This is a genomic window from Streptomyces umbrinus, from assembly GCF_030817415.1.
GTDB classification, from domain to species: Bacteria; Actinomycetota; Actinomycetes; order Streptomycetales; family Streptomycetaceae; genus Streptomyces; species Streptomyces umbrinus_A.
In genome coordinates, this window is record NZ_JAUSZI010000002.1 from 1,464,267 (window position 1) to 1,490,029 (window position 25,763).

General features: G+C 71.0%; 22 protein-coding genes. 7 read left to right on the forward strand and 15 right to left on the reverse strand.

The features are described 5' to 3' along the window. Positions 1–103 precede the first annotated feature (103 nt). On the forward strand, positions 104–2,872 hold the full coding sequence (locus QF035_RS07280; RefSeq protein WP_307530945.1) for an NHLP bacteriocin export ABC transporter permease/ATPase subunit: 2,769 nt from the start codon (positions 104–106) through the stop codon (positions 2,870–2,872). Positions 2,873–2,895: 23 nt separating this feature from the next. Here the strand turns inward: QF035_RS07280 and QF035_RS07285 are convergent, their stop codons facing one another. The 3 genes from QF035_RS07285 to QF035_RS07295 form a co-directional block, all read right to left on the reverse strand. Then, positions 2,896–3,426 (reverse strand): SRPBCC family protein, encoded by a 531-nt coding sequence (locus tag QF035_RS07285; RefSeq protein ID WP_307519066.1) that lies wholly within the window; start codon positions 3,424–3,426, stop codon positions 2,896–2,898. A 6-nt stretch (positions 3,427–3,432) separates the two neighbouring features. Beyond that, positions 3,433–3,819 (reverse strand): ArsR/SmtB family transcription factor, encoded by a 387-nt coding sequence (locus QF035_RS07290; protein WP_307519067.1) that lies wholly within the window; start codon positions 3,817–3,819, stop codon positions 3,433–3,435. Positions 3,820–3,895: 76 nt separating this feature from the next. After that, positions 3,896–4,729, reverse strand: a complete 834-nt coding sequence (locus QF035_RS07295) for an alpha/beta hydrolase (protein WP_307519068.1) — start codon at positions 4,727–4,729, stop codon at positions 3,896–3,898. Positions 4,730–4,854: 125 nt separating this feature from the next. Here QF035_RS07295 and QF035_RS07300 point away from each other — a divergent pair, with 125 nt between their 5' ends. Next, positions 4,855–6,363, forward strand: a complete 1,509-nt coding sequence (locus tag QF035_RS07300) for an MFS transporter (protein WP_307519070.1) — start codon at positions 4,855–4,857, stop codon at positions 6,361–6,363. 101 nt (positions 6,364–6,464) lie between these two features. Here the strand turns inward: QF035_RS07300 and QF035_RS07305 are convergent, their stop codons facing one another. The 5 genes from QF035_RS07305 to QF035_RS07325 all read right to left on the reverse strand — a co-directional run bounded on the left by QF035_RS07305 (position 6,465) and on the right by QF035_RS07325 (position 12,273). Next, the gene (locus tag QF035_RS07305; protein ID WP_307519072.1) at positions 6,465–7,754 is read right to left on the reverse strand and encodes an MDR family MFS transporter; all 1,290 of its coding nucleotides are present in this window, start codon (positions 7,752–7,754) and stop codon (positions 6,465–6,467) included. A gap of 6 nt (positions 7,755–7,760) precedes the next feature. Further along, the gene (locus QF035_RS07310) at positions 7,761–9,608 is read right to left on the reverse strand and encodes an ABC transporter permease subunit (RefSeq protein WP_373466614.1); all 1,848 of its coding nucleotides are present in this window, start codon (positions 9,606–9,608) and stop codon (positions 7,761–7,763) included. 15 nt (positions 9,609–9,623) lie between these two features. Continuing rightward, positions 9,624–11,123 (reverse strand): ABC transporter substrate-binding protein, encoded by a 1,500-nt coding sequence (locus QF035_RS07315; protein WP_307519074.1) that lies wholly within the window; start codon positions 11,121–11,123, stop codon positions 9,624–9,626. A gap of 102 nt (positions 11,124–11,225) precedes the next feature. Continuing rightward, the gene (locus QF035_RS07320; RefSeq protein WP_307519076.1) at positions 11,226–11,759 is read right to left on the reverse strand and encodes a GNAT family N-acetyltransferase; all 534 of its coding nucleotides are present in this window, start codon (positions 11,757–11,759) and stop codon (positions 11,226–11,228) included. Positions 11,760–11,775: 16 nt separating this feature from the next. Continuing rightward, positions 11,776–12,273 (reverse strand): hypothetical protein, encoded by a 498-nt coding sequence (locus QF035_RS07325; RefSeq protein ID WP_307519077.1) that lies wholly within the window; start codon positions 12,271–12,273, stop codon positions 11,776–11,778. 315 nt (positions 12,274–12,588) lie between these two features. On the opposite strand from QF035_RS07325, the gene QF035_RS07330 reads away from it, so the two are divergent. Beyond that, positions 12,589–13,026 (forward strand): STAS domain-containing protein, encoded by a 438-nt coding sequence (locus QF035_RS07330; protein ID WP_307519079.1) that lies wholly within the window; start codon positions 12,589–12,591, stop codon positions 13,024–13,026. On the opposite strand, the gene QF035_RS07335 is transcribed toward QF035_RS07330, so the two are convergent. The 6 genes from QF035_RS07335 to QF035_RS07360 all read right to left on the reverse strand — a co-directional run bounded on the left by QF035_RS07335 (position 12,947) and on the right by QF035_RS07360 (position 20,633). Further along, entirely contained in the window at positions 12,947–14,935 is a 1,989-nt protein-coding gene (locus QF035_RS07335) for a DUF2264 domain-containing protein (protein ID WP_307519081.1), read from the reverse strand. The two genes, QF035_RS07330 and QF035_RS07335, sit on opposite strands and share 80 nt — an antisense overlap. A gap of 18 nt (positions 14,936–14,953) precedes the next feature. Continuing rightward, positions 14,954–16,057 carry a LacI family DNA-binding transcriptional regulator gene (locus QF035_RS07340; RefSeq protein WP_307519083.1) on the reverse strand — a complete coding sequence of 368 codons (1,104 nt, stop codon included), beginning with the start codon at positions 16,055–16,057 and terminating at the stop codon, positions 14,954–14,956. Positions 16,058–16,096: 39 nt separating this feature from the next. Continuing rightward, a complete protein-coding gene (locus tag QF035_RS07345) occupies positions 16,097–17,755 on the reverse strand; it encodes an extracellular solute-binding protein (RefSeq protein WP_307519085.1) in 1,659 nt (552 codons plus the stop codon). Positions 17,756–17,898: 143 nt separating this feature from the next. Then, the gene (locus QF035_RS07350; RefSeq protein WP_307519087.1) at positions 17,899–18,786 is read right to left on the reverse strand and encodes a carbohydrate ABC transporter permease; all 888 of its coding nucleotides are present in this window, start codon (positions 18,784–18,786) and stop codon (positions 17,899–17,901) included. Next, entirely contained in the window at positions 18,783–19,637 is an 855-nt protein-coding gene (locus QF035_RS07355) for an ABC transporter permease (protein ID WP_307519089.1), read from the reverse strand. The genes QF035_RS07350 and QF035_RS07355 overlap by 4 nt, the downstream gene beginning before the upstream one ends. Positions 19,638–19,904: 267 nt before the next feature. Continuing rightward, positions 19,905–20,633: a MerR family transcriptional regulator gene (locus QF035_RS07360; protein WP_307519090.1), complete on the reverse strand. Its 729-nt coding sequence runs from the start codon at positions 20,631–20,633 to the stop codon at positions 19,905–19,907. Positions 20,634–20,805: 172 nt separating this feature from the next. Here QF035_RS07360 and QF035_RS07365 point away from each other — a divergent pair, with 172 nt between their 5' ends. Next, entirely contained in the window at positions 20,806–20,997 is a 192-nt protein-coding gene (locus QF035_RS07365; protein WP_307519091.1) for a hypothetical protein, read from the forward strand. A 217-nt stretch (positions 20,998–21,214) separates the two neighbouring features. On the opposite strand, the gene QF035_RS07370 is transcribed toward QF035_RS07365, so the two are convergent. Next, on the reverse strand, positions 21,215–21,646 hold the full coding sequence (locus QF035_RS07370) for a protease inhibitor (protein ID WP_307519093.1): 432 nt from the start codon (positions 21,644–21,646) through the stop codon (positions 21,215–21,217). A 307-nt stretch (positions 21,647–21,953) separates the two neighbouring features. On the opposite strand from QF035_RS07370, the gene QF035_RS07375 reads away from it, so the two are divergent. The 3 genes from QF035_RS07375 (at position 21,954) to QF035_RS07385 (ending at position 25,646) form a co-directional block, all read left to right on the forward strand. Then, positions 21,954–22,526, forward strand: a complete 573-nt coding sequence (locus tag QF035_RS07375; RefSeq protein WP_307519094.1) for a hypothetical protein — start codon at positions 21,954–21,956, stop codon at positions 22,524–22,526. A gap of 435 nt (positions 22,527–22,961) precedes the next feature. Beyond that, complete coding sequence (locus QF035_RS07380; RefSeq protein WP_307519096.1) at positions 22,962–24,545, forward strand: purine-cytosine permease family protein; 1,584 nt, start codon at positions 22,962–22,964, stop codon at positions 24,543–24,545. 99 nt (positions 24,546–24,644) lie between these two features. Next, positions 24,645–25,646 carry a hypothetical protein gene (locus tag QF035_RS07385; protein ID WP_307519097.1) on the forward strand — a complete coding sequence of 334 codons (1,002 nt, stop codon included), beginning with the start codon at positions 24,645–24,647 and terminating at the stop codon, positions 25,644–25,646. Positions 25,647–25,763 lie beyond the last annotated feature (117 nt).

Genomic DNA, 25,763 nt, shown 5'->3' on the forward strand with positions numbered 1-25,763 from the left:
GTACCCGCAGGACCAGCAGAACCAGAACCAGCAGTATCAACCGAACGAGCAGCACCAACAGCCCGCCACCGAGGGCGACTACGTGCTCGGCGCGCTCGGCGGCATGGGCACACCGGTCGACGGCTCCGGCCTCACCCGTCTGGACCTCGAAGGGCCGCACGTGCTGTGGCTGGTCGTGTCCGGCGCCATGGACCTGTTCGCGGTCGACGCCGCCCAGCAGGGCCACTGGCACCACCTCGGCCGCCTCGAAGCGGGCGCGCTGCTGCTCGGCCCGGTCGCGGGACCCCAGCACACCCTGGTCGGCAGGCCGCTGCGCGCGTGCGTACTGCGCCGGATCGCGCTGCGCGAGCTGTACCAGCCCCCGCAGACCGAGACCTGGACGTACGACGCGTACGGCAACCCCCAGTACGTCCCCCCGGCCACCAGCCCGCTGGAGTACGCCCTGTCGCTCGGCGTCGGCCGGGGCCTCGCCATCCTCTTCGAGGCCCCCCTGGCGACCGAGCGGGACGCGGTGCTCACGGACGACGACGTGCTGTGGATGCAGGTGCCGCCGGGCAGTGTGCAGTACGGCTCCGTGTACGGCGCCGAGGCCGCGGCGGACCTGCTCGTGGACCCCGCGATGTGGCAGGCCATGGTCGACCAGCAGTACCGGCTGCTGGCCACCCTCGACCGCTGGATCGAGCAGTTGGAGCGCACGCACGAGACCCGCACGGCCGCGGGCATCAAGGCGGGCGAGGCGGTCCGCGCGCAGGCCGACCGGACGCTCATCGCCTCCATGTCCAAGCGATCGGGATCGGGTCCGGGCGCGGCGGACGCCGATGCCACGTACGCCGCCTGCAAGCTCGTCGCACACGCCGCCGGGATCACGCTCGCCGACCCGGCGCAGGGCGGCGTGGAGAGCGACCGGCTCGACCCCGTCGAACAGATCGCGCTCGCCTCCCGGGTCCGGGTGCGTGCCGTACGCCTCGACGGGCGCTGGTGGCGCGACAACATCGGGCCGCTCGTCGGGCACCGGGTCGCGTCCGGCGCCCCGGCCGCGCTGCTGTGGCGGCGCGGCGGATATGTGGCGGTGCATCCGTCGAGCGGTCGTGAGACGCCGGTCGAGAAGGCCAACGCGGCGGAGTTCGAACCGCGGGCCGTCATGTTCTACCGGCCACTGCCCGAACGTCGGCTGAGCCCGCTGCGGCTGCTGCGGTTCAGTCTCCGGGGCACCGGTGGGGACATGCGCAACCTCGCGATGAGCGGTCTGGTGACGGTGGCCCTCGGCGCGCTGGTGCCGATCGCGACCGGCAAGGTGCTCGGCGAGTTCGTGCCGAAGGCCCAGGAGAGCCTGATCGTCCAGTTCTGTCTGGCCATCATGATCGCCAGTGTGGTGTCTGCGGCCTTCATGCTGATGCAGAACCTCACCATGCTGCGGCTGGAGGGCCGTATCGAGGCCACGCTCCAACCGGCCGTGTGGGACAGGCTTTTGCGGCTGCCGACGAAGTTCTTCACGTCCCGCTCCACCGGTGAACTGGCCAGTGCGGCCATGGGGATCAGCGCGATCCGCCGGCTGATGGCGGGCGTCGGCCCGGTGGTGGTCCAGTCGGTGACGGTCGGCGCGATGAACCTCGCGCTGCTCTTCTGGTACAGCGTCCCGATGGCTCTCGCCGCGATCGGCATGCTCGTCGTCATCGCCGGGGTCTTCCTCGGACTCGGTCTGTGGCAGGTGCGCTGGCAGCGCCGGCTGGTCGTACTGAGCAACAAGCTCAACAACCAGGCCTTCCAGACCCTGCGCGGCCTGCCCAAGCTGCGGGTCGCGGCGGCGGAGAACTACGCGTACGCGGCCTGGGCCGGCGAGTTCGCGCGCAGCCGTGAACTCCAGCAGCGCGTGGGCCGGATCAAGAACCTCACGACGGTGCTGGGCGCGGTGTATCTGCCGCTCTGCTCACTCATCATGTTCATGTTGCTGGCGGGTCCCGCGCGCGGTTCGCTGTCGGCCGCCGCCTTCCTGACGTTCAACACCTCGATGACGATGCTGCTGACCTCGGTCACCCAGGTGACGGGTGCCTTCGTGTCGATGGTCTCCGCGCTGCCGATGTTCGAGGAGATCAGGCCGGTCCTGGACGCGACGCCCGAGGTGCGGGTGGCGAGTACGCGTCCTGCCGAACTGTCCGGAGCCATGGAGGCGAAGAAGCTCTCCTTCCGGTACACCGAGGACGGTCCGCTGGTCCTGGACGACGTGTCCTTCGCGATCCGGCCGGGCGAGTTCGTGGCGGTCGTCGGCCCCAGCGGCTGCGGCAAGTCCACCCTGCTGCGGCTCCTCATCGGCTTCGACAAGCCGGTCTCGGGGAGCGTCCTGTACGACGGCCAGGACCTGGCGGCCCTCGACCAGTCCGCCGTACGCCGTCAGTGCGGTGTGGTGCTCCAGCACGCGCAGCCGTTCACCGGGTCGATCCTGGACGTCATCTGCGGCACCGAGCCCTACACGCCCGAGGAGGCGATGGCGGCCGCCGAGATGGCCGGGCTCGCCGAGGACATCAAGCGCATGCCGATGGGCCTGCACACGATCGTCTCCGGCAGCGGCGCCGTGTCCGGCGGCCAGCGTCAACGGCTGATGATCGCCCAGGCGTTGATCCGGCGCCCGCGCATCCTCTTCTTCGACGAGGCGACCAGCGCCCTGGACAACGAGACCCAGCGCACGGTCATCGAGAGCACCCGAGCCCTCAACGCCACGCGTGTGGTGATCGCGCACCGCCTGTCCACCGTCATGGACGCGGACCGCGTCATCGTGATGGAGGACGGCCGGGTCGCCCAACAGGGCCCGCCCGCCCAGCTGTTGGCGGACACGGGCGGGCGGCTGCACGAGCTGGTGCGGCGGCAGATGCAGTAGCCGCCACGCGGCGGGGGCCGGCGTCAGGCGTCCTGTCCCGGGATCGCGGCTCCGGAGGGGACGCCGGCCTCGACGTACGCCCGGTAGACCTCCTGCCAGGGCGCACCGGCACCCGCGTGCGGGCCACCGAGCGAGGCTCCGCGGGCGTGCGCGTCGAGGGCGGAGAGGCACACCTCCCAGCCGGCGCCGTTGCGGGCGGCCGTGTTCTCGGCCTCCAGGACGTTGGTGAGGGTGAAACGGGTGCGCTTCTCGTCCAACTCCTCCAGATCGAAGTGCAGTTCGTCGCCGCCCCAGCTGAAGGAGAGGTGCCGGGGCACGTCGACCGCGAGCACTCGCCCGGTGGAGTCCTCCATGTTCGGGTCGTCACCGAACCTGATCGTGCCGCCCTCGCGGAGCTCGATCTCGACGCGGGAGGGGAACCAGTGGGCCAGTTCCCCGGGCTCGGTGACGAACTCCCAGACGCGGTCGACTGGGTGGTCGTAGGTGCGGGTGAAGCGGACGGCGGGGCGGCCGTCGTCCAGGGTGAGGTAGGTGCCGGTGGGTTCCGTGGACATGGTGACTCAGTCCTTCGGGGAGGGGGTTGAAGTGTCTGCGTCCTCTTCGTCCGACGACTCCCCCGGTGCCGTCGCTGCGGCTGTCGCCGTCTCGTCCAGGCGTCGGCCCAGCGCGTCCAGGCTCATGCTCCAGAGCTTGCGGTACGGGGCCAGCCAGGCGTCGAGCTCCGCGATCGGCGCCGGGTCGAGCGCGTAGACACGGCGCTGCGCGTCCTGTCGTACGCGCACCAGGCCGGCGTCCCGCAGCACCTTCAGATGCTTGGACGTGCTCGGCTGGCTCAGACCGCACGCCTCGACGATCTCACCGACGGGCCTCGGCCGCTCCAGGAGGAGCGCGACGATGGCCCTTCGGTGCGGATCGGCGAGTGCGGCCCAGAGGGAGGCGTCGGACATGGCTCCAATATGCCTCCACGGTTATATGCCAGTCAAGGAATGAACAGTCGGGGAACACCGGCAGGGGGCCGCGGCCTCACCCGAGCCAGCCCTGGGGCACGTCACCGCCCCGCGTCCACATCTGCGTCGCCAGGATCCGTACGGCCGCCGCGAAGCCCGCGGGGCGCGGCAGGAACTCCATGTGGATGCCGGGGAACTCCACCCACGGCACGCCGATCCTGCGGGCGATCTCGATCGAGGGCCGCGCGTAGTAGGTACCGCGGTCCGCCGAGCCGGCCCCCAGGACGATCGGGAACGGGGCGCCCGAGAGTGCGGCCTCGTCCGGCAGGAAGGCGGCGAAGCCCGGCCACTCCCGGCCGAAGAGGTGGTCGCCGTTGCCGAGGAACCTCTTCCAGAGGTCTTCGGGCCACAGGTACGTGCCCTCGCCGCGCACGGTCCGCCCGAAGAGGCGGCCCGCCGCTGGGGCACCACCCCGCGCGTACGCCTCGGCCACCTCGGCGAAGAAGTCGCGTGCGGGGTCGCCGTCGGGCAGGACGTTCACGGCGGGCGGCTCGTGCGCGATCAGCCCGACGACCACTTCCGAGTGGCGGGCGGCCAGCGTGAGACCGATGATCGCGCCTCCGCTGTTGCCGAACACCAGGGCGCGGCCGCCCGCCAGGCCGTCGATGAGCGCGCGAGCGTCGGAAGCCTGCTGGGACAGATCCATCAGCGCGTCGCCCTGGCCCGTGCTGCGGGAGTTGCCCCGCCGGTCGTACGTGATCACGGTGAAGGCGTCCGCCAGCTCGTCGGCGATCCCCGTGAAATATCCGGCGTCACCCCCTGCGCCGCTGATCAGCAGCAGTGCGGGCCCGTCGCCGCGCACCTCGTAGTACAGCTCGGCCCCGTCGACCTCGAACATGCCCCTGCGCATGTGAGCCCTCTCGCAGTAGCGAAACTTTGCCGTTTCGATAAAAGTGGTCTAGCCTCAAGGCGTACGAAACGGTTTCGTTTACGTAGCCGTGATGCCGAGCGAACCTTCCCTGGAGTGATGCTCCGATGCCCCAGACTGAGACTCTTTCCGAAGGTGCCCGTAAGGGCACACCCGACAAGGCCGACGCGCCGTCGTCGGCGAAACGGTGGTGGATCCTCTCGATCATCGCGATCGCCCAGCTGATGGTGGTGCTGGACGCGACCATCGTGAACATCGCCCTGCCGTCGGCGCAGGCGGACCTCGGCTTCTCCGACGGCAACCGCCAGTGGATCGTCACCGCGTACGCGCTGGCCTTCGCCTCACTGCTTCTGCTGGGCGGCCGGCTGGCCGACCTCTTCGGGCGAAAGCCCACCTTCCTCATCGGTGTCGCGGGATTCGCCGGGGCCTCGGTGCTCGGCGGCGCGGCGAACAGCTTCGGAATGCTGGTCACCGCGCGCGCCCTCCAGGGTGTGTTCGCCGCACTCCTCGCACCCGCCGCGCTCTCGCTCCTCAACACGACCTTCACCGACGCCAAGGAGCGCGCCAAGGCGTTCAGCGTGTACGGCGCCATCGCCGGTGCCGGCGGTGCGCTCGGACTGCTGCTCGGTGGTGTGCTGACGGACGCGCTGGACTGGCGCTGGACCCTGTACGTCAACATCATCTTCGCCGTGATCGCCCTCGTCGGCGGCTGGATGCTGCTGAGCAACCACCGTGACGCCGCGAGCTCCAAGCTGGACCTGCCCGGTGCGCTGCTGGTCTCCTCCGGTCTCTTCGCCCTCGTCTACGGCTTCTCCAACGCCGAGACGCACGACTGGAGTTCGCCCCAGACCTGGGGCTTCCTGATCGCCGGCGGGCTGCTCCTGACGGTGTTCGCCTGGTGGCAGACCCGTGCCGCGCACCCGCTGCTGCCGATGCGCGTCCTGCTCGACCGCAGCCGCGGAGCCTCGTTCCTCGCCGTGCTCGTGACCGGTGCGGGCATGTTCGGAGTCTTCCTCTTCCTCACCTACTACCTGCAGCTGAACCTGGGCTTCAGCCCGACGAAGACCGGTGTCGCCTTCCTGCCGATGATGGCGGCCCTGATGGTCATGGCCCAGGTCTCCACGACGAAGCTGGTCCCGCGCATCGGCCCGAAGGTCGTCATCCCGGCGGGCTTCGCGATCGCCGCGGTCGGCATGGCCTGGCTGACCGGCATCGGGGTCGGCTCCAGCTACTCGACCGACGTGCTGCCGCAGCTGCTCCTGATCGGCGCGGGACTCGGCATCGTGATGCCGCCCGCGATGGCCCTGGCCACGAGTGGGATCTCGCCGGAGGACGCCGGTGTCGCCTCCGCGACGGTCAACGCCATGCAGCAGGTCGGCGGTTCCATCGGTACCGCCCTGCTCAACACGCTCGCCGCGAGCGCCGCCACCAGCTACATGTCCGGCAAGGACGCCACCAACAAGCTGGTCCAGGCCCAGTCGACGATCGAGAGCTACACCACCGCCTTCTGGTGGTCGGCGGGCTTCTTCGCGGTGGGCGCGGTGATCGCCTTCCTCCTCTACCGCCGCGGGGTTCCCGAGCAGGACGCGGAAGCCGCGCCGGTCGTCCACATGTGACCCACCGAAAGCCGAGGGGCCGCCGTCTGCAGGGAGACGGCGGCCCCTCTTTCATGTCGGCCTGTCATGTCGGCCTCTTGATGTCGGCGGTTCGGGGTGTCTCATTTGCTCGGCACGTGGTGCCGGGGCAGCAGGACGACCGCCGCCACGGGGAGCACGGCGAGCACCAGCCAGGGCACGGCCGGGGGCAGGCCGGTGTCCAGGAGAGATCCGGTGGCCGCGCTGCCGACGAGGACGATCAGGCCGGAGACGGAGGACAGCGCGCCCATGTAGAGGCCGAGCCTGCCGTCGTCGGCGAGGTCGGGCACCCAGGCCCGGGCGGCGGGCGCGACGAGCATCTGGCCGAGGGTGAGCAGGGCGACGTAACCGGCCGCGGGCAGGAGCCCCACGGTTCCCGTCCACGCGGCGGGCCTGGCCACGGCGACCACCGCGAAACCGGCCGCGATGAGCAGCAGCCCGGCCGCCATGGACCGGCGCAGGTCGAGCCGGTCCCCCGCCCAGCGCGTGAGAGGCAGTTGGGCCGTCACCACCAGCAGCGAGGACAGCGCGAACAGCCAGGCCAGCGGCGCCTGCGAGCCCGCCGCACGCTCCACCTCGACGGGCAGGAGCTGGTAGAGCTGGTTGTACGCCAGCAGATAGGCGCCGTACGCGCAGCACAGCGCGAGGAAGCCACGGTTGCGCACCAGCCGCCGGACGCCACCACGGCTCCGCACGCGGGCCCGGCCTGGAATGTGCTGCGGCAGCAGCCACGCGTGCCCGGCCAGGACGAGTACGAAGACTCCGGCACCGGCGAGACAGACGGCGCGGAAGTCCACGGCCAGCAGCAGCGCGCCGAGGAACGGGCCGAGGAACGCGCCCGCCTGGCCCGCCACGGTGAACAGGGCGAGTACGTGGGTGCGCGGGCCCTCCCCCGCCTCCTCGCGGCACACCGCCTGCCGGGCCACCTCCGACTCGACGGCCGGCGAGAACAGCGCGGCGGCGAAACCGATCAGGAGGACGGCTCCGACGACCGCCCAGCTCGCCTCCGCGAATCCGAGCCAGCCGAATCCGGCGATCCGCAGCACACAGCCGGCGAGCACCACCGGCCGTACGCCGTACCGGTCGGCCAGCGCCCCGCCCACCACGAACAGCCCCTGCTGGCTGAACGTCCGCAGTCCCAGCACCAGCCCGACCATCCAGCCCGCCATGCCGATTGCCGTCCCGAGGTGCTCCGCGAGGAACGGCAGCACCACGTAGAACCCGATGTTGAAGGCGAGCTGAGTGAGGATCAGCAGCCGGAGCAGCGGAGGGAGAGAGACGAAGGTCCGCAGCGAGGAAAGGATCCTGCGGCGAGGGCGGCCGGACTCCGTACGGCCGTTGGGAGAGGCACGCGGAGGCGATTGCTCAGGCATCGGACGTCACGCCTCGGCCCGGATCGGGCGGGCGGGGGCCTGCGGTCCGGGCCGCGTCGCCGCCTCGGTCTCAGTCTCGGTCTCGGTCTTGCCGGTGTCGCGTCGGCGTGCGCGACGCGGCCTCCCGGGCCACCGCACCCCGCCCCCGCCCGTGACGGCCACCGCCCCCAGCAGGGCGAGTGCGGCGGCGGGTGCCAGTACCGCCCAGGGGGCCCGTTCCGCGTACGGCTGGTTCTCGGACAGGAGCAGGCCCCACTCCGGGGACGGCGGTTGCGCGCCGAGGCCGAGGAAACCGAGGGCCGCGAGGGCCAGGGCGACGCCGGGCAGGCGGAGCAGTGCGTGGCGCAGGACCGGGGGCAGGACGGCCGGGAGGAGTTCGTGGCGGAGCAGTTGGAGCGGGCCCGCGCCCAGGCCCCGGGTCGCCGTCAAGTGCGTGGTGGCGCGCTCCTGTTGGAGCAGTGCCGAGGTGTGGGCCGCGAGCGGTGCCCAGGCGACGGCGGTCACCGCGAGCGCCGGTGTCGAGGGACCGCTGCCCGCGACGCCTGTGACGAGGAGGGCCGCGAGGACCGGCGGTACGGCGTTGACCGTGTCGACCAGCGGCCCGGAGAACCGTGGCAGCAGCCCCAGCAGAACGCCCAGCAGGAGCGCGGCCGCGCTCACGGCCAGAGCCAGAACCAGGGTGCTCAGAGCGCCATGGCCGACCCGTGCCAGCACATCGCGCCCGAGTCCGTCCGTGCCGAACGGGTGTGCCCAGGAAGGGGATTGGAGGCGGTCGGTGGTGTCGAGGCGCAGCGGATCCCGGGCAAGGCCCAGCGCGACGACTGAGAGCAGCAGTCCGCCGTACAGCAGGGGCAGGGTTGTCGGCCGGGGCGGTGTCGGGCGGTGCAGCGAGGAGAGTGCGCCGTCGCGCAGGGCCGGGCCGATCAGGAGCCGCGCCGTGAGCCGGGTGAGGCCTCCGGCGGCCGCCGCCAGCAGGACGAGTGCGAGGGCGCCCGCCTGGAGGACGGGCAGGTCCTGCGCCACGGCGGCCTGGAGGGTCAGCCGTCCGAGGCCGGGGATGTCGAAGACCTGCTCCACGGCGACCGCGCCGCCGGTCAGGCCGACGACGAACAGGCTGAAGTTCGGGAGCAGTCCGGGCACGCAGCGGCGCAGTGCCTGACGGGCGATGCTCCGGCCGGGGACTCCGCGCGCGGCGGCCGCCAGCGCCCACTGCTCGGCGAACGCGCCCGGCAGCAGGTCGTCGAGCATCCGCCCGAGCAGCGCGCCCGCGGGCAGGCCGAGCGAGAGCGCGGGCAGCACCATCCACTGGGGCCCGTACCAGCCGAGCGCGGGCAGCCAGCCGAGCTGCACGCCGACGACGGCGGCGAGCACCGAGGCGGTCAGGAAGTCGGGCAGCGTGGACAGGAGCGCCGATCCGGTGCCCGCCGAGCGCCGGCCGTCGGGCCGCCGCCCCGCACCGAGCCGCAGCGTACGGGCACACACCGCCCCCGCCGTGAGCACCGCGACGGCCAGCGACCCGCCCATCAGCAGGAGCGAGACCCCGAGCGCCTGGAGCACCGACGGCGTGACCTCCGCACCGGAGATCCACGACCGGCCCGCGTCACCGTGCAGCAGCCCGCCGAACCAGTCGCCGAGCAGCTTCAACGGCCCGGCGTCCAGGCCGAGTTGAGCACGGATCGCGTCCAGTACCTCAGGCGTCGGGGCGCGTTCGGCGGACCGTGCCTTGAGCACGGTGAACGCCGGGTCCGTGCGCGACAGCCAGGGCAGCAGCCCGACACCGCACAGCAGGGCGGCGACGAGGGCGGCGCGCCAGAGCAGCACCGGCGCCCCGCCGCGTACGACGGCCTTGAGCACGTGCGCCGCCGCCCGTCAGCGGCGCGTGCCGACGCCGACGAGGCCGCGCTCGTACGGGTCGAGCAGCACACCGCTGATCGCGGCGCCGACGCCGGTGATGATGCGTTGGTGGACCAGCGGCACGACGGCGTCCGTGCCGAGGATCGCCGCTTCGGCGGTCATCGCCGCGTCCTGCCGCTTCGCGGTGTCGGTGACCGCCTCGGCCTCGGCGACGGCCTTGTCGACCTTCTTGTCGCACAGCAGCGCCAGGTTGTAACTGCCCTTGCAGGTGTAGTCGCTGGCGAGGATGGAGACGGGGTCCCCGGTGTCGAGCATGGTGTTGCGGGCGGACACGAACGCGTCGAACTTCCCGGCCAGCGCGTCGCTTTCGAGCCGTGAGTACTCGCGCACCTCCAGCTTCACCTTGAAGCCGACCTGCTCCAGTTGCTGCTTGAGCACCTGGGCGACCTCGGGCAGTTCGGGCCGGTTGTCGTACGTGGCCATGGTGACCGAGGTGCCGTCGGCGGCTGCCGCTCCGGCCCTCCCGGCCGGCTTGACGCGCTTGTCGGCCGCCCAGGTCAGGGCGGGTCCGTAGATGCCGACGCCGGGGTCGGCGTGCCCCTCGTAGATGCCCCTGGCGAGGGCGGAGGTGTTGATCGCCTCGCGGGCGGCGGCCCGCGCCTTCGGGTCCTTGAAGGCACCCTTCTCGGTGTTGAGGAGCAGGCTCGTGGTGCGGGTGGTGGCCGTCTCGCGGCGGGCCACCTCGTCGAGGGAGGTCGCCTGCGAGACCGGCACCGCCTCGGCGATGTCGGCACCGCCGGTGCGTATCGCGTTCGTACGGGCCGTGCCGTCGGCTGTGAACTTCGCGTCGACGCCCGAGGCCTGGGCGCGGCCGCCCCAGTAGTCGTCGAAGCGGTCCAGGGTGGCCGCGGTGGTACCGGTGACCTTGGTGAGTTCGAAGGGTCCGGTGGCGGTGCCGACCGGGCTGACGGCGTCCTTGTCGGCGTACGCCTTGGTGGAGAGGACCACCAGGCCGGGGCTGGACAGGCGCAACGGCAGTGCGGGGTCGGTCTCGGCGGTGGTCACCCGGACGCGTCGGTCGCCCGCGGCCTCGGCGGTGAGCTCGACGCCGGACAGGGCGGCGGTCACGGGCTCGGCGCCCGCGGCCCGGGTGAGGGCCGCGGCGACGGCCTTCGGGGTGACCTCGGTGCCGTCCTGGAAGGCCGCGTCCCGCAGGGTGAACTGCCAACTGCGGTCGTTCTCGCGGCTCCACGACTCGGCGAGCGCGGGGGCGGCGGCGCCGTTGGCGTCGAGGCGGGTCAGGCCCTCAGTGACGCCGAGCCTGCTGAGGAGCGTGGCGTCGGCACCGTACGGGTTGAAGTTCTCGGCGGGCGGGAAGGCGAGCGCGACCTTGAGCCGGGAGCCGTTCCCGTCGCCGGAGGACTCCTCCCCGCCCTCGGAGGCGAAGCAGCCGGTGAGCAGAGGGACGAGCAGCAGGCCGGCGACGAACCGGCGACGGCGCGGCAGAAAGCGCATGGTCTCTTTCTTCGTGGGGGGGGGAGAGATTCGTGATTCGTGGGGAATGGTTTCTTCGCGCGGCGCGAACCCTGCGGGCGCGGTGCTCGCGCAGTGGGTCCGTCAGGGCAGGGGCACTTCGAAGTGCACGATCCGCTGCCCGCCGCCGGGTTCCTCGCGCTCGTCGTGGACCACTTTGCCGAGGGACCGCCAGAAGGCCTCGGCGCCGGGTACCGCGGGGTCGGTGTGCAGATAGGCGGCGCGGTAGCCGCCGTCGGCCGCCGCGAAGTCGAGGAGTTCGCCGACCAGCCGCCGGGCCAGGCCCTGTCGCCGGTGATCGGCGCGCGTGTACACGCGGCGCAGTTGGGCGGTGTCCCCGGAGGGGTAGCGCTCGGCGAGGTGGCGCGGGTTGGGCGGATGCGCCGGGCCCCGGGAGTCGAGCGCGGCGGTCGCAGCCACCGTGCCGTCGCGCTCGTCGACCGCGACCAGCAGGGTGTGCCGGTCGGGTGCGAGGTAGAAGGAGTCCAGGTCGATGATGTCGCGGTGCCAGCGCGGTACGTACCCGGTGCCGAAGTCCCGGTAGACGGTGTCGAGCATCACGGACCGCGCGCCGTCGAGGTCGTCGGGGGTCGCCGTTCTTATGCAGTAGTCGCGCACTTGCACATCATATGCATTAAGGCTGGGCGGACCCGTCCGGGGTGTGGTCACCGTGCCCGTCGGAGGTGGCGTTCACCCGCCGCCAGGAGCCCTTCCACACGACCCAGACATGGCCGTCCGGCCCGTGGTGCACCTTCAGTCCGTCGACGACGGCGAGCAGCGGCAGGTTCTTGGCGCCGGCCTGGTCGCATGAGTCCAGGGAGACCTTGACGTCGTCGGTGGCCGCCACTGTGATGCCGGTGAGGTCCGCGGTGAGCACGATCCGGCAGGTGTCGGCGGCGCTGCGCGCCAGCAGGCACTTGCTCGCGGAGCGGCCGGCGTCGAGGACCGGGGTGACGAAGGACAGCGGGGCGTCGATCACCCGCGTCACCGCCGCGGCGGCCTCCTCGGCGGCGAGTTCCCCGTCCGCGCGGGAGAAATGGGCGGTGAACTCCATCTCCTGCACCGGCTCCATGAGCCCGCACTCGGTCAGCAGCGGCGGCCCGCCCGACGGAGTGCGTACCGGCGTTCCCACCGCCAACCCTCCTTGGTCAGACAGTTCATGGTCAGTCATACGAACACAGCTCGTGAACATTCGTGCGGACAACGGGCGAAGATGTGGCCCGTGACTGCGGCCCGTGACCGGGGCAGCACGGCGACCCTACGTCCGCAACACCCCCTTGCACAGGGCGCGTTGAGTAAACACAAAGACCAAAAGTCAACCGTTGCAGCTGAAATTCACTGGGTCGAGTGAACTAGATCTTGTGGACGGCGCGGCGTGGATGGTTCCGCTGCGGGCGGGGAAGCTACCGAGATCGAATACGCCCTCCCCTGCAGAGGTGGAGACGACATGTCGCCGGAATCCCAAGACCAGGCCCCCGGGCTGCCCGAGTGCGGCACCGCGGAGTCCGAAGTCCCCACGGCGAGTCCGTACGCCCACAGCTATCCGAGCGGCGGGTTCACCGTCGTCGAGGTGCTGGGCGAGATCGACATGGCGACGGCCGACGCCCTGGCCGAGCACTTGGACGCGGTGACCGCGGGCCCCGCGCCCCAGGTCCTGGTCGACCTCCGCCAGGTCGCCTTCTTCGACTGCTCCGGGCTGCGCGTGCTGTGCCGGGCCGACCGCCGGGCGAAGGAGCGGGGCGGCTCCCTCCGCCTCGTCTCCGACCAGCCCCGCATCCACCGGCTGTTACGCGCCTCGGGGCTCCTCAGCCGCTTCCCTCCCCTGCCGGCACTTCCTCCTCCGTCCCGTCCGGGAAACGCACCACCACCGCTCCCGCCGCGGTGACACGTGTACCGGCCCGTGCCCGCAGCACCTCGGGGTCGCAGGGCCGCGCCGGGTCGGCGCTCAGCACGACGAGCGTGACCAGGAGATACCGACTCCCCGGGTGGGCGGGCAGCCACAGACAGGGTGTGGCGGAGTACTCGCCGTAGGCGTTGGCGCCACGGACCTGTGCGACGGTGCCGCGCGACGGGCCGTCGGCCCCGGGTTCCTCCCACCCGTGCAGCGCCACGACCGCGCTCGTGAGACCGTCCGCCTCGCGGCGCGCCAGTGCCCAACCCGGCCCCGCGGCCTCGGTCAACGGCCCGCTGTCGTCGGCCAGGGCCCATCCCCCTTCGCGTACGACGGCTCCCGGCGGCCCCTCGACGCGGTGGACCCGGATCTCCCAGGGGCCGTGGACCACGCTGGTCGTCTCGATGCGGTGCCCCCCGTCGGAGCCCGGCAGAACGGCCCGGTGCCAGGACGCCGCACCGCGGCCCTCCGCGCCGAGGGGATGGATCCGGCCCCGTCGGGAGGCCGCCGTCCCGTCCGCCGTGAGCAGGGCGAGGTGACTGTCGGGCCCGGTCGCGGGACCGTCCGCGGGGGTATCCGCGGGGGTGTCGGGTGCCGTGGCGCTGGAATACGCGAACTTCGCGTAGTGCGGGCTGTCCGCGGCCTCGGCCGGAGGCGGTGGCAGGCGGTCACTGCCGTGGTTGACCAGTCGTACGATCCCGTCGGCGGCCGTCGAGTGGAGCAGCCAGCCGGGAGCGGGCAGCGCCAGATACGCGTCCGCAGCGTCCACGGGACCCGGTTCCTCGGGAGCCGTCCAGACGGGATGGTCGGCGGGCAGCAGCAGCCCGAGGAAGGCCTTGCTCGCCCAGTACGGCGAGGCCGGACCCGAGTACCGCTGGGTGACCGGGAGGAAGGGCCGGTACCAGCCCAGGCTCAGCAGTCCCCGTTCGTCGGGCACCCCGCGCTCGGTGAAGTGCTTGAGGGCGCCCGAAGTCAGACGGCGGGTGCGTCCGGGCGGCAGCGGGGTCGCGTCGGCGAGCGCTCCGGCCCACAGCGGGGCGGTGGTCGCGTAGCGGTAGGTGAGGGAACGGCCCTGGTGGACGGGTGCGCCGTCCGAGCCGAAGAAGTACTGGTGTGCGCCGAGGAACGCGCGCAGGCGCTCCCGGTGGACCTCCGTCAGCGAGGCGTCCGCGCGGGGTCCGGCGATGCGGGCCCACAGGACCGGGTACAGGTGCAGGGCCCAGCCGTTGTAGTAGTCGAACTTGCGGCCGTCGCCGTCGGTGTACCAGCCGTCGCCCCGGTACCAGTCCTCCAGCCGCGCCAGGCCGCCGTCGATCTCGGCGCGGCTGTGCGGGGCGCCGACCGAGGCGAGGAACTCCTCGGTGACGACCTGGAAGAGCCGCCAGTTGGAGTCGTTGGCCCGGGCGCCGACGAATCCGCCGAGCCAGGCGGCCACCCGCTGTCGTACCGCGTCGTCGAGCCGGTCCCAGATCCATGGTCTGGTCTCGTGCAGGGCGATCGCGATCGAGGCGGCCTCGACCATGGGCTGGGCCCGGTCGGCGATGGGCGGCCAGCGCTCGGCGCTCTCCGGATCGGTACCTGCGGCTAGTCCGGTCGCGTACCGCTCGATCAGCTCCGGCGGGACGCGCCCGCCGGAGCCCGCGATGCGGCAGGCGGCCAGCAGGAACGAGCGGGCGTACCCCTCCAGGCCGTCGGACCAGGATCCGGCGTGGCCGGGCCGGCCGGGCAGCCGGTACTGGGCCAACTCCCTTGACGCGTATGGGAGCAGGCCGGCCAGGAGCCGGTCGGCCATCGCCTCCCAGTGTGCGCGGGTCCAGCCGGTGACGGGTGACCGTACGGGGTCGGGGGGCGGCAGGAAGGACGAGTGCGTCGGGTCGGTGAGCGACACGTGCGGCGCGGTCATACGGGGGTGGGTCCTCCGTCAGTGGGGGTGGTCGGGCGCTGCGTCGCGCGGCGCCTGCGGGGGCGGCTGGACGCTGTCGCGCACGACGATGTGGGTGCCGAGCAGATGGTGGGCGCCCGCTGCGTGCTCGGGGTCGCGCAGGGCGATGCGTACGGCGGCCCGGCCGAGTTCCTCGGCGGGGGTGCGCACGGTGGTGAGCGGCGGGTTGAAGTCCTCGGCGAGCGGGATGTCGTTGTAGCCGACGACGGAGATGTCGTGGGGCACGCGCAGCCCGGCCTCGGCGATGGCCCGCAGGGCTCCGGCGGCGACCATGTCGTCCCCGGCGAAGACGGCGGTGAAGTCCGGTGTCTCCTTGAGGAGTTGGGCCATCGCCCGGTGGCCCGCAGCCCGGCCGAGACCGCAGTCGACGACGTGGGCGGCCTCGGGCGGCAGGCCGTGCTCGGCGAGCGCCGCACGGTATCCGGCGACGCGGGCGTCCAGGGCCGTGTTTCCGGGCAGTCCGCCGAGGAACACGATCCCGCGGTGGCCCGCCGAGAGGAGATGGCCCGTGATGGCGTGGGCGCCGGCCTCGTTGTCGAACTCGACGACGAGCGCGGGGATGTCGGGGTCGGGCGCGGGCCGGCCGCACAGCACGAGGCGCGCGCCGGCCGAGTCGAGGGCCTGGGCGTAGTGCGCGACGCGCTCCCGGTAGGCGTCGTCCTCGACGACCCCGCCGACGAGGATGACCAGCCGGGCGCCCTCCTCGCGCATCAACTGCACGAATTCCAGCTCGCGTTGCGGGTCCCCGCCAGTGGTGCCGACCAGGCACAGCCAGCCGCGCGAGGCCGCCTCGGCCTCGACGCCCTCGGCGACCTGCGCGTAGAAGGGGCTGGTGACCTGCCGCAGGACGACGGCGACCATCTTGCGGCCGCCGCCGACCAGGGCGCGGGCGTGCGCGTTGGCCACGTAGTCGAGGTCGCGGGACGCGCGCAGCACACGGGCCCGGGTCGACGCGGGCACGGGGTGGTTGCCGCTGAGCACACGCGAGACGGTGGCCATGGACACGCCTGCCCGCTCGGCGACCTCGCGAATGGTGACGCGTCGCTTCGCCGTCGGCTCCGCCTCTGCCATGTCGTTGCCCATCTCCCCGTGTCTCCCCTCACAACCGCCCGGCCTGCCGCGTCAGTTGTTGGCGGCGTAGTCCTTGGCGAACTCCTCGGCCATTCTGTCGCCACCCCGCTGCCGCCAGGTCTTGACGGTGGCGTCCCATTCGGACAGCGGAGTGCGTCCCGCGATGATCCCGGTGGCGGTGTCCTTGAGGAGCGTTTCGAGGGTGGTGCCCCGGTCGGTGTACGTCCGGGACTGCAGCCCGTACGAGGCATTGCGGACGGCGTGCGGAACGGTCTTCACCTGCCAGGCGTGCAGGGCCTTCACGGCGTCGGGCATTCCGGGCACGAACAGCGCCTGGGGTCCTTCGGCGAGGTACTTCAGCGGCAGGTTGGTGTTGTTCTCGACCTGGCCGAGCGCGTTGGGCTCGGGCGAACCGTCCTCGGCCCGGGTGAAGTGGGTGCCCTCGACGCCGTAGTGGACCAGTTCCCACTCCTTGCTGCCGAACGGAGCCGCGAGATAGTCGAGGATGCGCAGCAGCAACTGCACGCGCTCCTTCTTCGCCTTCTTCACGACGGTGTAGCCGAACGAGCGGCGTGCTCCGACGATCCCGCCGGGCGTACCGCCCACGCTGTACGGCAGAGCGGGCGCGGGGGTGTACTTGCGGCCCCTCTCAAGGAACTTGGGGAGGTAGCCGCCGAATCCGTCCTGCAGCGAGCCGACCGTCCCGTTGTAGTAGAGGGCGATCATGTCGATCTGGGAGATGGATGTGGCATCGGGGTGGTAGGAGCCCGCCTTGCGCAGCCCGAGCTGGAAATCGAGCATCTGCTTGTACCGCTCGTCGGCCACGACCGGCAGGAACGTGCCGTCGCTCTTCGCTGACCAGCCCCGGGCGTGCACACCGTGCGCCGCCGAGTGGAACCCGTCCCCGAACACGGATCCGACCGCGGCCCCCAGGGCGTACTTCTTCCCGCCCGTGCCCTTCTTGGCGACCGCCGCGAAGTCCTGATCGGTCCACCCCTCCTTCATCCCGGCGTCCTCGAAGTACTCGTCGTTGAGCCAGAGCGTGGATCCGGGCAACGGCCGCTCCAGGGGGATGCCGTAGATACGGCCACCGATCCGGCCCATGTCGCGCCACGCGTGCGTCGGGATGTTCGCGAGGTTCGGATAGTCCTCGACCGCGTCCCCGGAGAGGAACGGCGTGAGGTCCTCGGCACGCCGCTGCACGAACTGGGCCTCGCGGGGCAGCGCGAACCCGGAGAAGATGTTGATGATGTCCGGGAGTTCACCCGGATCGCCCGCCATCACGGTGGCCATCTTCTTCTGGTAGTCCGTCTGCGAGATGACCGTGTACTCGATCTTCACACCGAGCGCCTTCTCCACGGCCTGCCAGAACTTGTTGGCCGAGGCCGGCTTCGGCGGCGTACCGAACGACACCGACATCACCTTGACGGTGGAGCCGTCTCCCGGGGTGCGGGACACCGACCGCGCCAGGTCGGCCGGGTAGGAGGTGTATCCGGGCTGGACCCCCTCCGCGGTGGGCGCGAGATCCGGCTTCGGCCCCGCGAAGGCCTTGTAAGCGGGCCAGGGAGCGAGCTTCTTGCCCGCGTTGGACACCCCGTCACCCCTCGACTCCGTGGAACACCCGGTCAGCCCGACCGGAGCTGCGATCGCAACAGCGCCCACGGCAGCGGTACGCATCAGGGCACGACGGGACAGCGGTGTACTGGACATACGTGTTCTCTCCCAGCTCTGGAGGAATGGGTGGGACCGGCGTGCCCCTTCAGGGGCGCGGGGCTGTGTCAATGTGCGGCTCCGCCGCGTGGGCGCGACCAGCCCCCACCGGCCGACGGATTCATCACAACCCGCGGGAACGCTCAACTCTTGATGGCCCCGGTGAGCACACCCTTGGTGAAGTACTTCTGCAGGAACGGGTAGATCAAAAGAATCGGCACCGTGGCGATCACCAGCACAGCCATCTGCACGGTCTGCGGAGCATTGACGGCGCCCTCACTGGTCGCGGTGTCCGTGAGCCCCGAACCGGCCACCACATACGTGCGCAGCACCTGTTGAAGCGGCCAGTGGTCGCTCTCCAGATACAGCGAGGCGTAGAACCAGGAGTTCCAGTACGCCACCGCGTAGAAGAGCCCGACGACGGCGAGCGCGGCCTTGGACAGCGGCAGCACGACGGACCACAGCACCCGCCAGTCCCCCGCCCCGTCCAGCCGCGCGGCCTCGTACAGCTCGTCGGGTATCGACTGGAAGAAGCCGCGCAGCACCACGAGGTTGAACACGTTGATCAGCACGGGGAAGATCAGCGACCCGTACGAGTCCAGCAGGCCCAGCTCCTTGACCAGCAGGAAGCTGGGGATCATGCCGGGCGGGAAGAGGAACGTGAACAGGACGAGAATCAGCACGGGCCGGCCGCCGAAGACGCCGGGGCGCGACAGGGCATAGGCGAGCGTGACCGTGCAGAAGAGGCTGAACAGGGTGCCGACGACGGTCACGCCCGCGCTGACGCCGAGGGCGTGGGTGACGATGCCGCCGTCGAGGATGTCGCGGTACGCCTTGAGGGTCGGCTCGGTCGGCCACAGCACCCAGCCGCCGTTGTCGACCACCTCCTTGGGCGAGGCGAGCGAGGTCGAGAGGATCACCAGGAACGGCACACAGACCAGGAGGACGACGGCCACGAGCGCGACGGCCTTCGCCGCCTGGGTCAGGGGTCTGGGTTTCTCCATCCAGGCCGGCCGGGTTTGGGCGCTCACTTGTAGACCCCCTGTTCGCCGAGGCGATGGGCGACCTTGTTGGCCGCGTAGACGAGCAGGGCGCCGATCACGCCCTTGAACAGGCCCGCGGCGGCGGCGAATCCGTAGTCGCCGCCGACCATGCCCTGGTAGTAGACGAAGGTGTCGATGATCTCGGCGGCCTCGGGGCCGACCGCGTCGCGCTGGAGCAGCATCTGCTCGAACCCGACGGAGAGGATGTCGCCGAGCCGCATGATGAGCAGCAGGACGATCACCGGCCGGATCGCGGGCAGGGTGACGTGCCAGAAGCGTCGCCAGGGTCCGGCGCCGTCGATGGCGGCGGCCTCGTACTGCTGCTCGTCGACCTGGGAGAGCGCGGCGAGGAAGATGATCGTGCCCCAGCCGGCGTCCTTCCAGATCACCTGGGCGACGGTGAGCGGTCTGAAGGCATCGGGGTTGCCGATGATGTCGACGGTGCTCAGGGCCGCGTCGCCGAGGTAGCCGTTCACCAGCCCCGTGTCACCGAGGACCTGCTGGAACAGGGCGACCACGATCACCCATGAGATGAAGTGCGGCAGATACGCGACCGACTGCACGAAGCGGCGGACGGTGGTCCAGGTGAGGGTGTGCAGGAGCAGGGCGAGGGCGAGCGGTACGGGGAAGTAGAAGACGATCTGGAGGACCGCGATCCAGAGGGTGTTGAGGACCGCGTCCCAGAACTCGGCGTCCTGGAACATCCGTTGGAAGTTGCCGAGTCCCACCCATGGACTGCCCCAGATGCCGTCGAAGGGCACGTAGTCCTTGAACGCGATGACGTTGCCCGCCAGTGCGCCGTAGTGGAACAGCAGGAAGTAGCCGAGCCCGGGGAGCATCAGCAGGAACAGCGCCCGGTTTCTCCGGCTCCCGCTCCTGTGGCTCTGGAAACCTTTTCTCCCCCTGAACGCACCGGTCGGACGACGGCGGGATGGGGTCACCGCCTCTGTACCTGCACGCTCCCGCACCACCGCGGCCACGGAGCCTCCTCGCCTCTGGCTGTTGGGTGAGGGGAAATTAAAACGTTTCCAATCCAGGGTCAACACTTCTGACACAGACCGGTAGTTGGCCTTGGTGCGGTACGCCCGCCGACCTGCGGAGACCGCTTAAAACGTTTTCGTAATCTGTTGCGCGATCCCCTGGAGGTACGCGTGGAGAGCGGCCGAGCCCTCCAGCCGGCTCCGGCTCCGCAGGTGCAACTCGCGTTCCCGGCCCGCCAGTTCGGCTCGTACGCGCTCAGGGCTGCCGGTGGTGCGCAGTTCGGCAAGGACCGACTCGATGGTGGAGAACGGATGGTGACCGCGCCTCAGAAGCGCCACGATCTGGGCCAGCCGCGCCTCCGAGGCGGAGTAGCGGCGGTATCCGGTGACCTTCTCCCGCGTCGGCCGCAGCAGGCCTCGCGTCTCCCACAGCCGCAGTACGGGCGTCTGCACCCCGATGGCGTCGGCCACTTCGCCGATGCGCATCCCGCCACGGTCCCGGTCCGGCGGCTCGGCCTCGTGGGTGATCAGCGTGTCCAGCGCCCGGATGACCTCGGCGAGTTCGGTGCGCTCCCGGTGGAGCCCGGCGTGGCTCTCGTCGAGGACGGCGAGCGCGGTCTCCAGGTCGCCCCCGTGCACGGCCCGCATGATCGCGCCGGTCGTCGGCCAGCCGTGCCCGACGGCCAGCGCGCGGCCGGCCCTGAGTGCTTCGGCATGTGCGGTCGTGAACACCCGGTAGCCGCTGTCCGTGCGCTCGACGGGCGGCAGGATGCCCGTCTCCACATAGTTACGGACCTGCTGCGTCGAGATGCCCGCCTCCCGCGCGAGATCGACGGCCCGCAGTCGGTCACCCATCCGGTCTCCTCAGCCTGCCGCTTCACCCCGATTTGAGGGTTACAGAGTAGACCGTGGCCTTGGACTGGCACGAACTCGGATCAAGTCTCAAGAAGCACTTCAATGAAACGATTTAAGGAGAGCAGTCCGGAACAAGACCGGGGCACAGGACCAGGAAGAGGAGAGCCTCGCCATGAAGTTCGTTCTCGAAGTCGACATGGGTGACACCGCCTGGGAGGGAGACGCCGCGCGGGAGCTGGGGCGGATCCTCCGCTACTGGGGAGGGAACCTCCAGCACTACGAGCTGAAGCCGGGCGACGGGGCGGCCGTCTCCGACTCCGCCTACCGCGAAGTGGGTTCCTGGAGCATCACCGCTTCGACATGACGCCGAGATCGGCTCAGGATTGAGGCCGAACTCGGCTCAGGACTGACGCCGCGGCCGTCCCGGGAATGACGCCGGGGCCGGCGGAGACGGCCCCACTCCGTCTCCGCCGGCCCCTGTTGCGAGATCGCGTGGCACTCCGCGAGGGGACCCGCACTCCCCATCCGCATCCGCGGGCCTCCGTCGACGCACATCGGCGAACCGCGCGATCCCGGTCCCTTTAGAACGTGAAGACGGTCGACCCGTAGGCGTTCTTCACGCACTCGTTGGAGAAGGTGCGTTCATAGGACACCCGCTTGCCCTGCCAGACACCGTCGACCGTGACGACGACGGGATCGTATTCGCGGGTGCACATGGCTTCGGTTCTTCCTGGCAGGGTGTTGAAGTCCCCTCCGGACGCCCGGAGTTCGGCGCAGGCCGACGCCGCGGCCGGGTGGGTTCCCGAGGCGGTCGGCGCACAGGTCAGGGTGACCGCGCGTTCGGGAGCGGCGTCGGCCTTGAGCTCGCCGTGGCCCATGGTGAGCACCAGGGAGGAGGGGGCGTAGAGGGAGTTCGGCGAGGGGGTGGCGGCGAGAGCGGACCCGGTGAGGGGTCCGCATACGGCGGTGGCCGTCAGCGTGATCGTCGCTGCCCAGCGCGCGGTGTTCGGCATTGTGTGCATCCTTCCGCTCGGTTGGTTGCCGCCGGCTCGGTCGAGTGCCGGTGCGGCGAGCGCGAGTCTGCCGAGTCCGCGCCGGAAACACACGTCGACCCCACGCGTTTCAGTAACCTTGCGTATTGAATCAGTGGCGCGAAGTTACGGAATTCGAACACGCCGACCCCGGAGTTGAGCGGACCCTGCGTCACCGAGTGGACACGCTGGCCGGATATGCACTGCTCAGCAATAGGCCTGAAACATTCCGCTTCCAGCTGAGCGCAGGACCCTTGCGTCCGGGCCGCAAGCGAGTAATCGTCATTACATGATTACAGCCGAACAGCACGAGAAATTGCGCGGCTGGTTCGTCGGCCGTCTGCCCGACGACCTCTTCGAGAGCCTCGGCGAGGTCACGGTCGACCGTGAGGAGATCACCGTCATCGGCCGCATCCCCGAACCCCGGCTCGCCGAGAGCGCCTCGGACGCCGAGCGGGAGGCGGCCGTCGGCTCTCGTATCCAGGAGTTCCGCGAGCGCACCCGCGACGCCCGGGTCGCCGTGGCCCGCGAGGCCGAGCACCGTTTCGGCAAGAAGGTCTCGTGGGGTGTGGAGTGCGGCGGTGAGCGAGCCCTGTTCACGCATGTCGCGGCGCCCGTGATGACGCGCCTGCGGCAGCCGCAGCGGCAGGTCCTCGACACCCTGATCGCCGCCGGTGTCGCCCGCAGCCGCAGTGACGCGCTCGCCTGGTGCGTCCGCCTCGTCGAGCGCCATGCGGACGACTGGCTCACGGAGTTGCGCGATTCCCTGGAACACGTACAGCGGGTCCGCGCACAGGGGCCCGACGCTCCGGGACCCCTTGCTGAGGACGCGGGCCCCGAGGACACTCCGACGGACAGCTGACAACGGAGCCGAGCTGCGGACTCGACTTCAACAGGAGGACTCCATGCGGACATTGGTCCACGGCCTGCGGGCACACCTGACCGTGCTCGTGCTGCTCGCCTGCGGATTCGCGGCTCTCGCGCCCGTGAGCAACGGCCCGTGACGGCCATGCTCACCTGACACAAGGCCGACCGCGAGGCCGTGCGGTTCGTCCACCGGCAACCGACAAGAGCCGATGACACATTCGTCCACCGGCAACCGCGAACATGGATGGTTCGTCCACTGGTGCGGGCCTCGGCCCAGCCCTTAGCTTCGGCAGATCACCGCACCAAGGGACGGCTTCCCCGCGCTCCGCGCACCCAAGCGACAGCGACACGCCGTCCGGCCAGCCGCGTCACCGCGCGCTCCCCCGCCCTGACGCCCCTCGGGGTGTCGGTCCTTCGCTGGAGCCCCTCCTTGTCCCAGAACTCCCCCGCCACGCAGCCCCCGTCCCTCACCGAGGTCGAGCCCTACGGCGTCGAGCGGATCCCCGACGCGGACCGCTCCGCGAGCCCGCTCGACCTCTTCCGGCTCGCCTTCGGCGGGGCCAACACCTTCTCCACCTGCGTACTCGGGGCCTTCCCCATCCTCTTCGGCCTCTCCTTCTGGCAGGGGCTCGCGGCGACGCTCCTCGGGGTGATCGCGGGTGCGCTGATCCTGTGTCCGATGGCGGTCTTCGGGCCGGTGAACGGGACGAACAACGCCGTCTCCTCCTCCGCCCACCTGGGCGTGCACGGCCGGGTCGTCGGTTCGTTCCTGTCGCTGCTCACCGCGGTCGCGTTCTTCTCCATCTCGGTGTGGAGCTCGGGCGACGCCCTGGTCGGCGGTGCGCACCGGCTCTTCGGACTGAGCCGCAGCGATCTGTCGTACGTCGTCGCGTACGCGCTGTTCGCCGTGCTGGTGCTCGCGGTGTGCGTGTACGGGTTCCGCTTCATGCTGTTCGTCAACAAGGTCGCGGTGACCTCGGCGACCCTGCTGTTCCTGCTCGGCGCGGTGGCCTTCGCCGGGGACTTCGACCCCTCGTACGCGGGGATCTTCACGGCGTCGGCCGACGCGGCGACACAGGATCTGTTCTGGCCGTCGTTCATCGGCTCCGCGCTGATCGTGCTGTCGAACCCGGTGTCCTTCGGCGCGTTCCTCGGCGACTGGTCGCGCTACATCCCGGCGAGCACTCCCCGCCGCAGGGTGATCGGCGCCGCGTTCCTGTCGCAGATCGCGACGCTGCTGCCGTTCGTTTTCGGCCTGGCGACCGCGAGCATCATCGCGGCGAAGGCACCGGACTACGTCGATCCCGCGGCCCCGAACTTCGTGGGCGGGCTGCTGGCCATCTCGCCGAGCTGGTTCTTCCTGCCGGTGTGTCTGCTCGCGCTGATCGGCGGCATGGCGACGGGCACGACCGCGCTGTACGGGACCGGGCTCGACTTCTCGTCCGTGTTCCCCCGGCTGTCCCGGGTCCAGGCGACGGTGCTGGTGGGCGTGCTGTCCATCGCGTTCATCTTCGTCGGGCGCTTCGGCTTCGACCTCGTACAGAGCATCTCCACGTTCGCCACGATGATCATCACGTGTACGACGCCGTGGATGGTCGTGATGATGCTGGGCTTCTTCACCCGGCGCGGCTGGTACGACCCCGACGCGCTGCAGGTCTTCAACCGGCGCCAGCGGGGCGGCCGTTACTGGTTCGCGCACGGCTGGAACTGGCGCGGGATGACCGCCTGGTGGGTCTCCGCCGTCATCGGCGTCCTCTTCACGAACATCCCCGGCCAGTTCGTGGGCCCGCTCGGTGACCTGGCCGGCGGGGTCGACATCGGCCTGCCGATCTCTCTGGCGGTCTCCGCCGTGCTGTTCCTGTCGCTGCTGTGGTTCTTCCCCGAACCGCGGGCGGCGTACGGGCCGGAGGGCGCTCGCCTGGTCCGTACCGTCGATGTACCGGTACCACCGATCACCGGACCGGGCAGCGAGGCCGACGAGAACCGCCCGGTCCTGGCCACCGAGGGCTCCTGACGACTTCTGACGGCTTCTGAGCACTTCGGGGGGCGAAAACCGGACAGCCCGCTCGGCCGGGGGTCGTCGAGGAGCGGTGCCTTCGTAGACTGCCGCGCCATGGAAGAGATCTACGAGCTGGGCGCGATCACGTGTCCGTCCGGTGAGTTGGTGGTCCTCGACGGTGGTCACCTGGGCATGTGGAGCGGGGAGCGGTCGCCTGCGGAGGTGGACCCGGGGGCGTTCGGCGTCCAGGATCCGGAGGTCGCCGCCGATGTGAGCGGAGCGACCGACTTCTCGATCACCGGCCCCGACGCCGACACCGCGGCCCACTCGTTCGACCGGCAGCCCGGCCGCATGCTCCACGACATCCCGGCGTCCTCGGTCGCGCGGCTGCGTGAACTCTTCGACGCGCACTGCCGGGAACACGGCTTCGACGCCCGGCTGGAGGCCTGTGCCGAGCGAGTGCCGCACCGGGAGCGGGTCCGGCGGTGCGCGACGCGGGGCGGCGGCTGCTTCCTGATGCACGGGGTGCCGGTCGTGGCGCTCGGCGGCCTGCCCCGCGACCGGGCCCTCCCGGTGCTGGCGTCCGGCGCCGGCATCGTGATCCCGGTGGACCCGGCCCCCGCCGCCAAGCGCGTGGAACTCGGCGACATCCGGGTCGACTGGGCCCGGCTGCTCTTCGGGGACGCCGACGCGCTGAACGCCTGGCAGCACGACGAGCCCGTGGACGGACTGGCCGACGTCGCGTTCTGGGGCGCCGCCGAGGAGGAGGCCGCCGCCGAGTTCGCGGCTCCCGCGCTCGGCGAGCCCGGCGAGGACGGGGTCAGGGGCTGGACGGGGCTGACCGTGTCGGAGGCGATGCGCCGGGCCGGTGCCCTCTTCGACTGGAAGGAGGCCGCCCCGGGGCGGCGGCTGATGGTGGACTTCCGCCCGCACTCCCACCACTGGCAGGTCATGCGTGAGGTCCGCGCCTCCGCGGTCGAGTCCGGAACCGTCGAGGTCGGCGGCGCGCGCGTGCTCTGCACCATGACCGGTCAGGGCGACGGCTGGTTCCCCGTGTCGGCGGAGCTCGGCCCGGCCGGCGAACTCGTCGCCGTACGGGTCTCGTTCCCGAGCTGAGACCGACCGGCCCGGCGATCTTCGCGTCGACGGTGGACGGATCTTGTCCCGCTCGTCAGGATCGTCGCAGGAACGGCGTGGTGTCCGCGGAAACAGGGCACGGTCTCCAGCGCGAAC

Coding starts and splice junctions, on each gene's coding strand:
- QF035_RS07280 (WP_307530945.1), top strand. CDS start 104: ATGGGCACACCGGTCGACGGCTCCGGCCTCACCCGTCTGGACCTCGAA.
- QF035_RS07285 (WP_307519066.1), bottom strand. CDS start 3,426: ATGTCCACGGAACCCACCGGCACCTACCTCACCCTGGACGACGGCCGC.
- QF035_RS07290 (WP_307519067.1), bottom strand. CDS start 3,819: ATGTCCGACGCCTCCCTCTGGGCCGCACTCGCCGATCCGCACCGAAGG.
- QF035_RS07295 (WP_307519068.1), bottom strand. CDS start 4,729: ATGCGCAGGGGCATGTTCGAGGTCGACGGGGCCGAGCTGTACTACGAG.
- QF035_RS07300 (WP_307519070.1), top strand. CDS start 4,855: ATGCCCCAGACTGAGACTCTTTCCGAAGGTGCCCGTAAGGGCACACCC.
- QF035_RS07305 (WP_307519072.1), bottom strand. CDS start 7,754: ATGCCTGAGCAATCGCCTCCGCGTGCCTCTCCCAACGGCCGTACGGAG.
- QF035_RS07315 (WP_307519074.1), bottom strand. CDS start 11,123: ATGCGCTTTCTGCCGCGCCGTCGCCGGTTCGTCGCCGGCCTGCTGCTC.
- QF035_RS07330 (WP_307519079.1), top strand. CDS start 12,589: ATGTCGCCGGAATCCCAAGACCAGGCCCCCGGGCTGCCCGAGTGCGGC.
- QF035_RS07335 (WP_307519081.1), bottom strand. CDS start 14,935: ATGACCGCGCCGCACGTGTCGCTCACCGACCCGACGCACTCGTCCTTC.
- QF035_RS07340 (WP_307519083.1), bottom strand. CDS start 16,057: ATGGGCAACGACATGGCAGAGGCGGAGCCGACGGCGAAGCGACGCGTC.
- QF035_RS07345 (WP_307519085.1), bottom strand. CDS start 17,755: ATGTCCAGTACACCGCTGTCCCGTCGTGCCCTGATGCGTACCGCTGCC.
- QF035_RS07355 (WP_307519089.1), bottom strand. CDS start 19,637: ATGCTCCCCGGGCTCGGCTACTTCCTGCTGTTCCACTACGGCGCACTG.
- QF035_RS07360 (WP_307519090.1), bottom strand. CDS start 20,633: ATGGGTGACCGACTGCGGGCCGTCGATCTCGCGCGGGAGGCGGGCATC.
- QF035_RS07365 (WP_307519091.1), top strand. CDS start 20,806: ATGAAGTTCGTTCTCGAAGTCGACATGGGTGACACCGCCTGGGAGGGA.
- QF035_RS07370 (WP_307519093.1), bottom strand. CDS start 21,646: ATGCCGAACACCGCGCGCTGGGCAGCGACGATCACGCTGACGGCCACC.
- QF035_RS07375 (WP_307519094.1), top strand. CDS start 21,954: ATGATTACAGCCGAACAGCACGAGAAATTGCGCGGCTGGTTCGTCGGC.
- QF035_RS07385 (WP_307519097.1), top strand. CDS start 24,645: ATGGAAGAGATCTACGAGCTGGGCGCGATCACGTGTCCGTCCGGTGAG.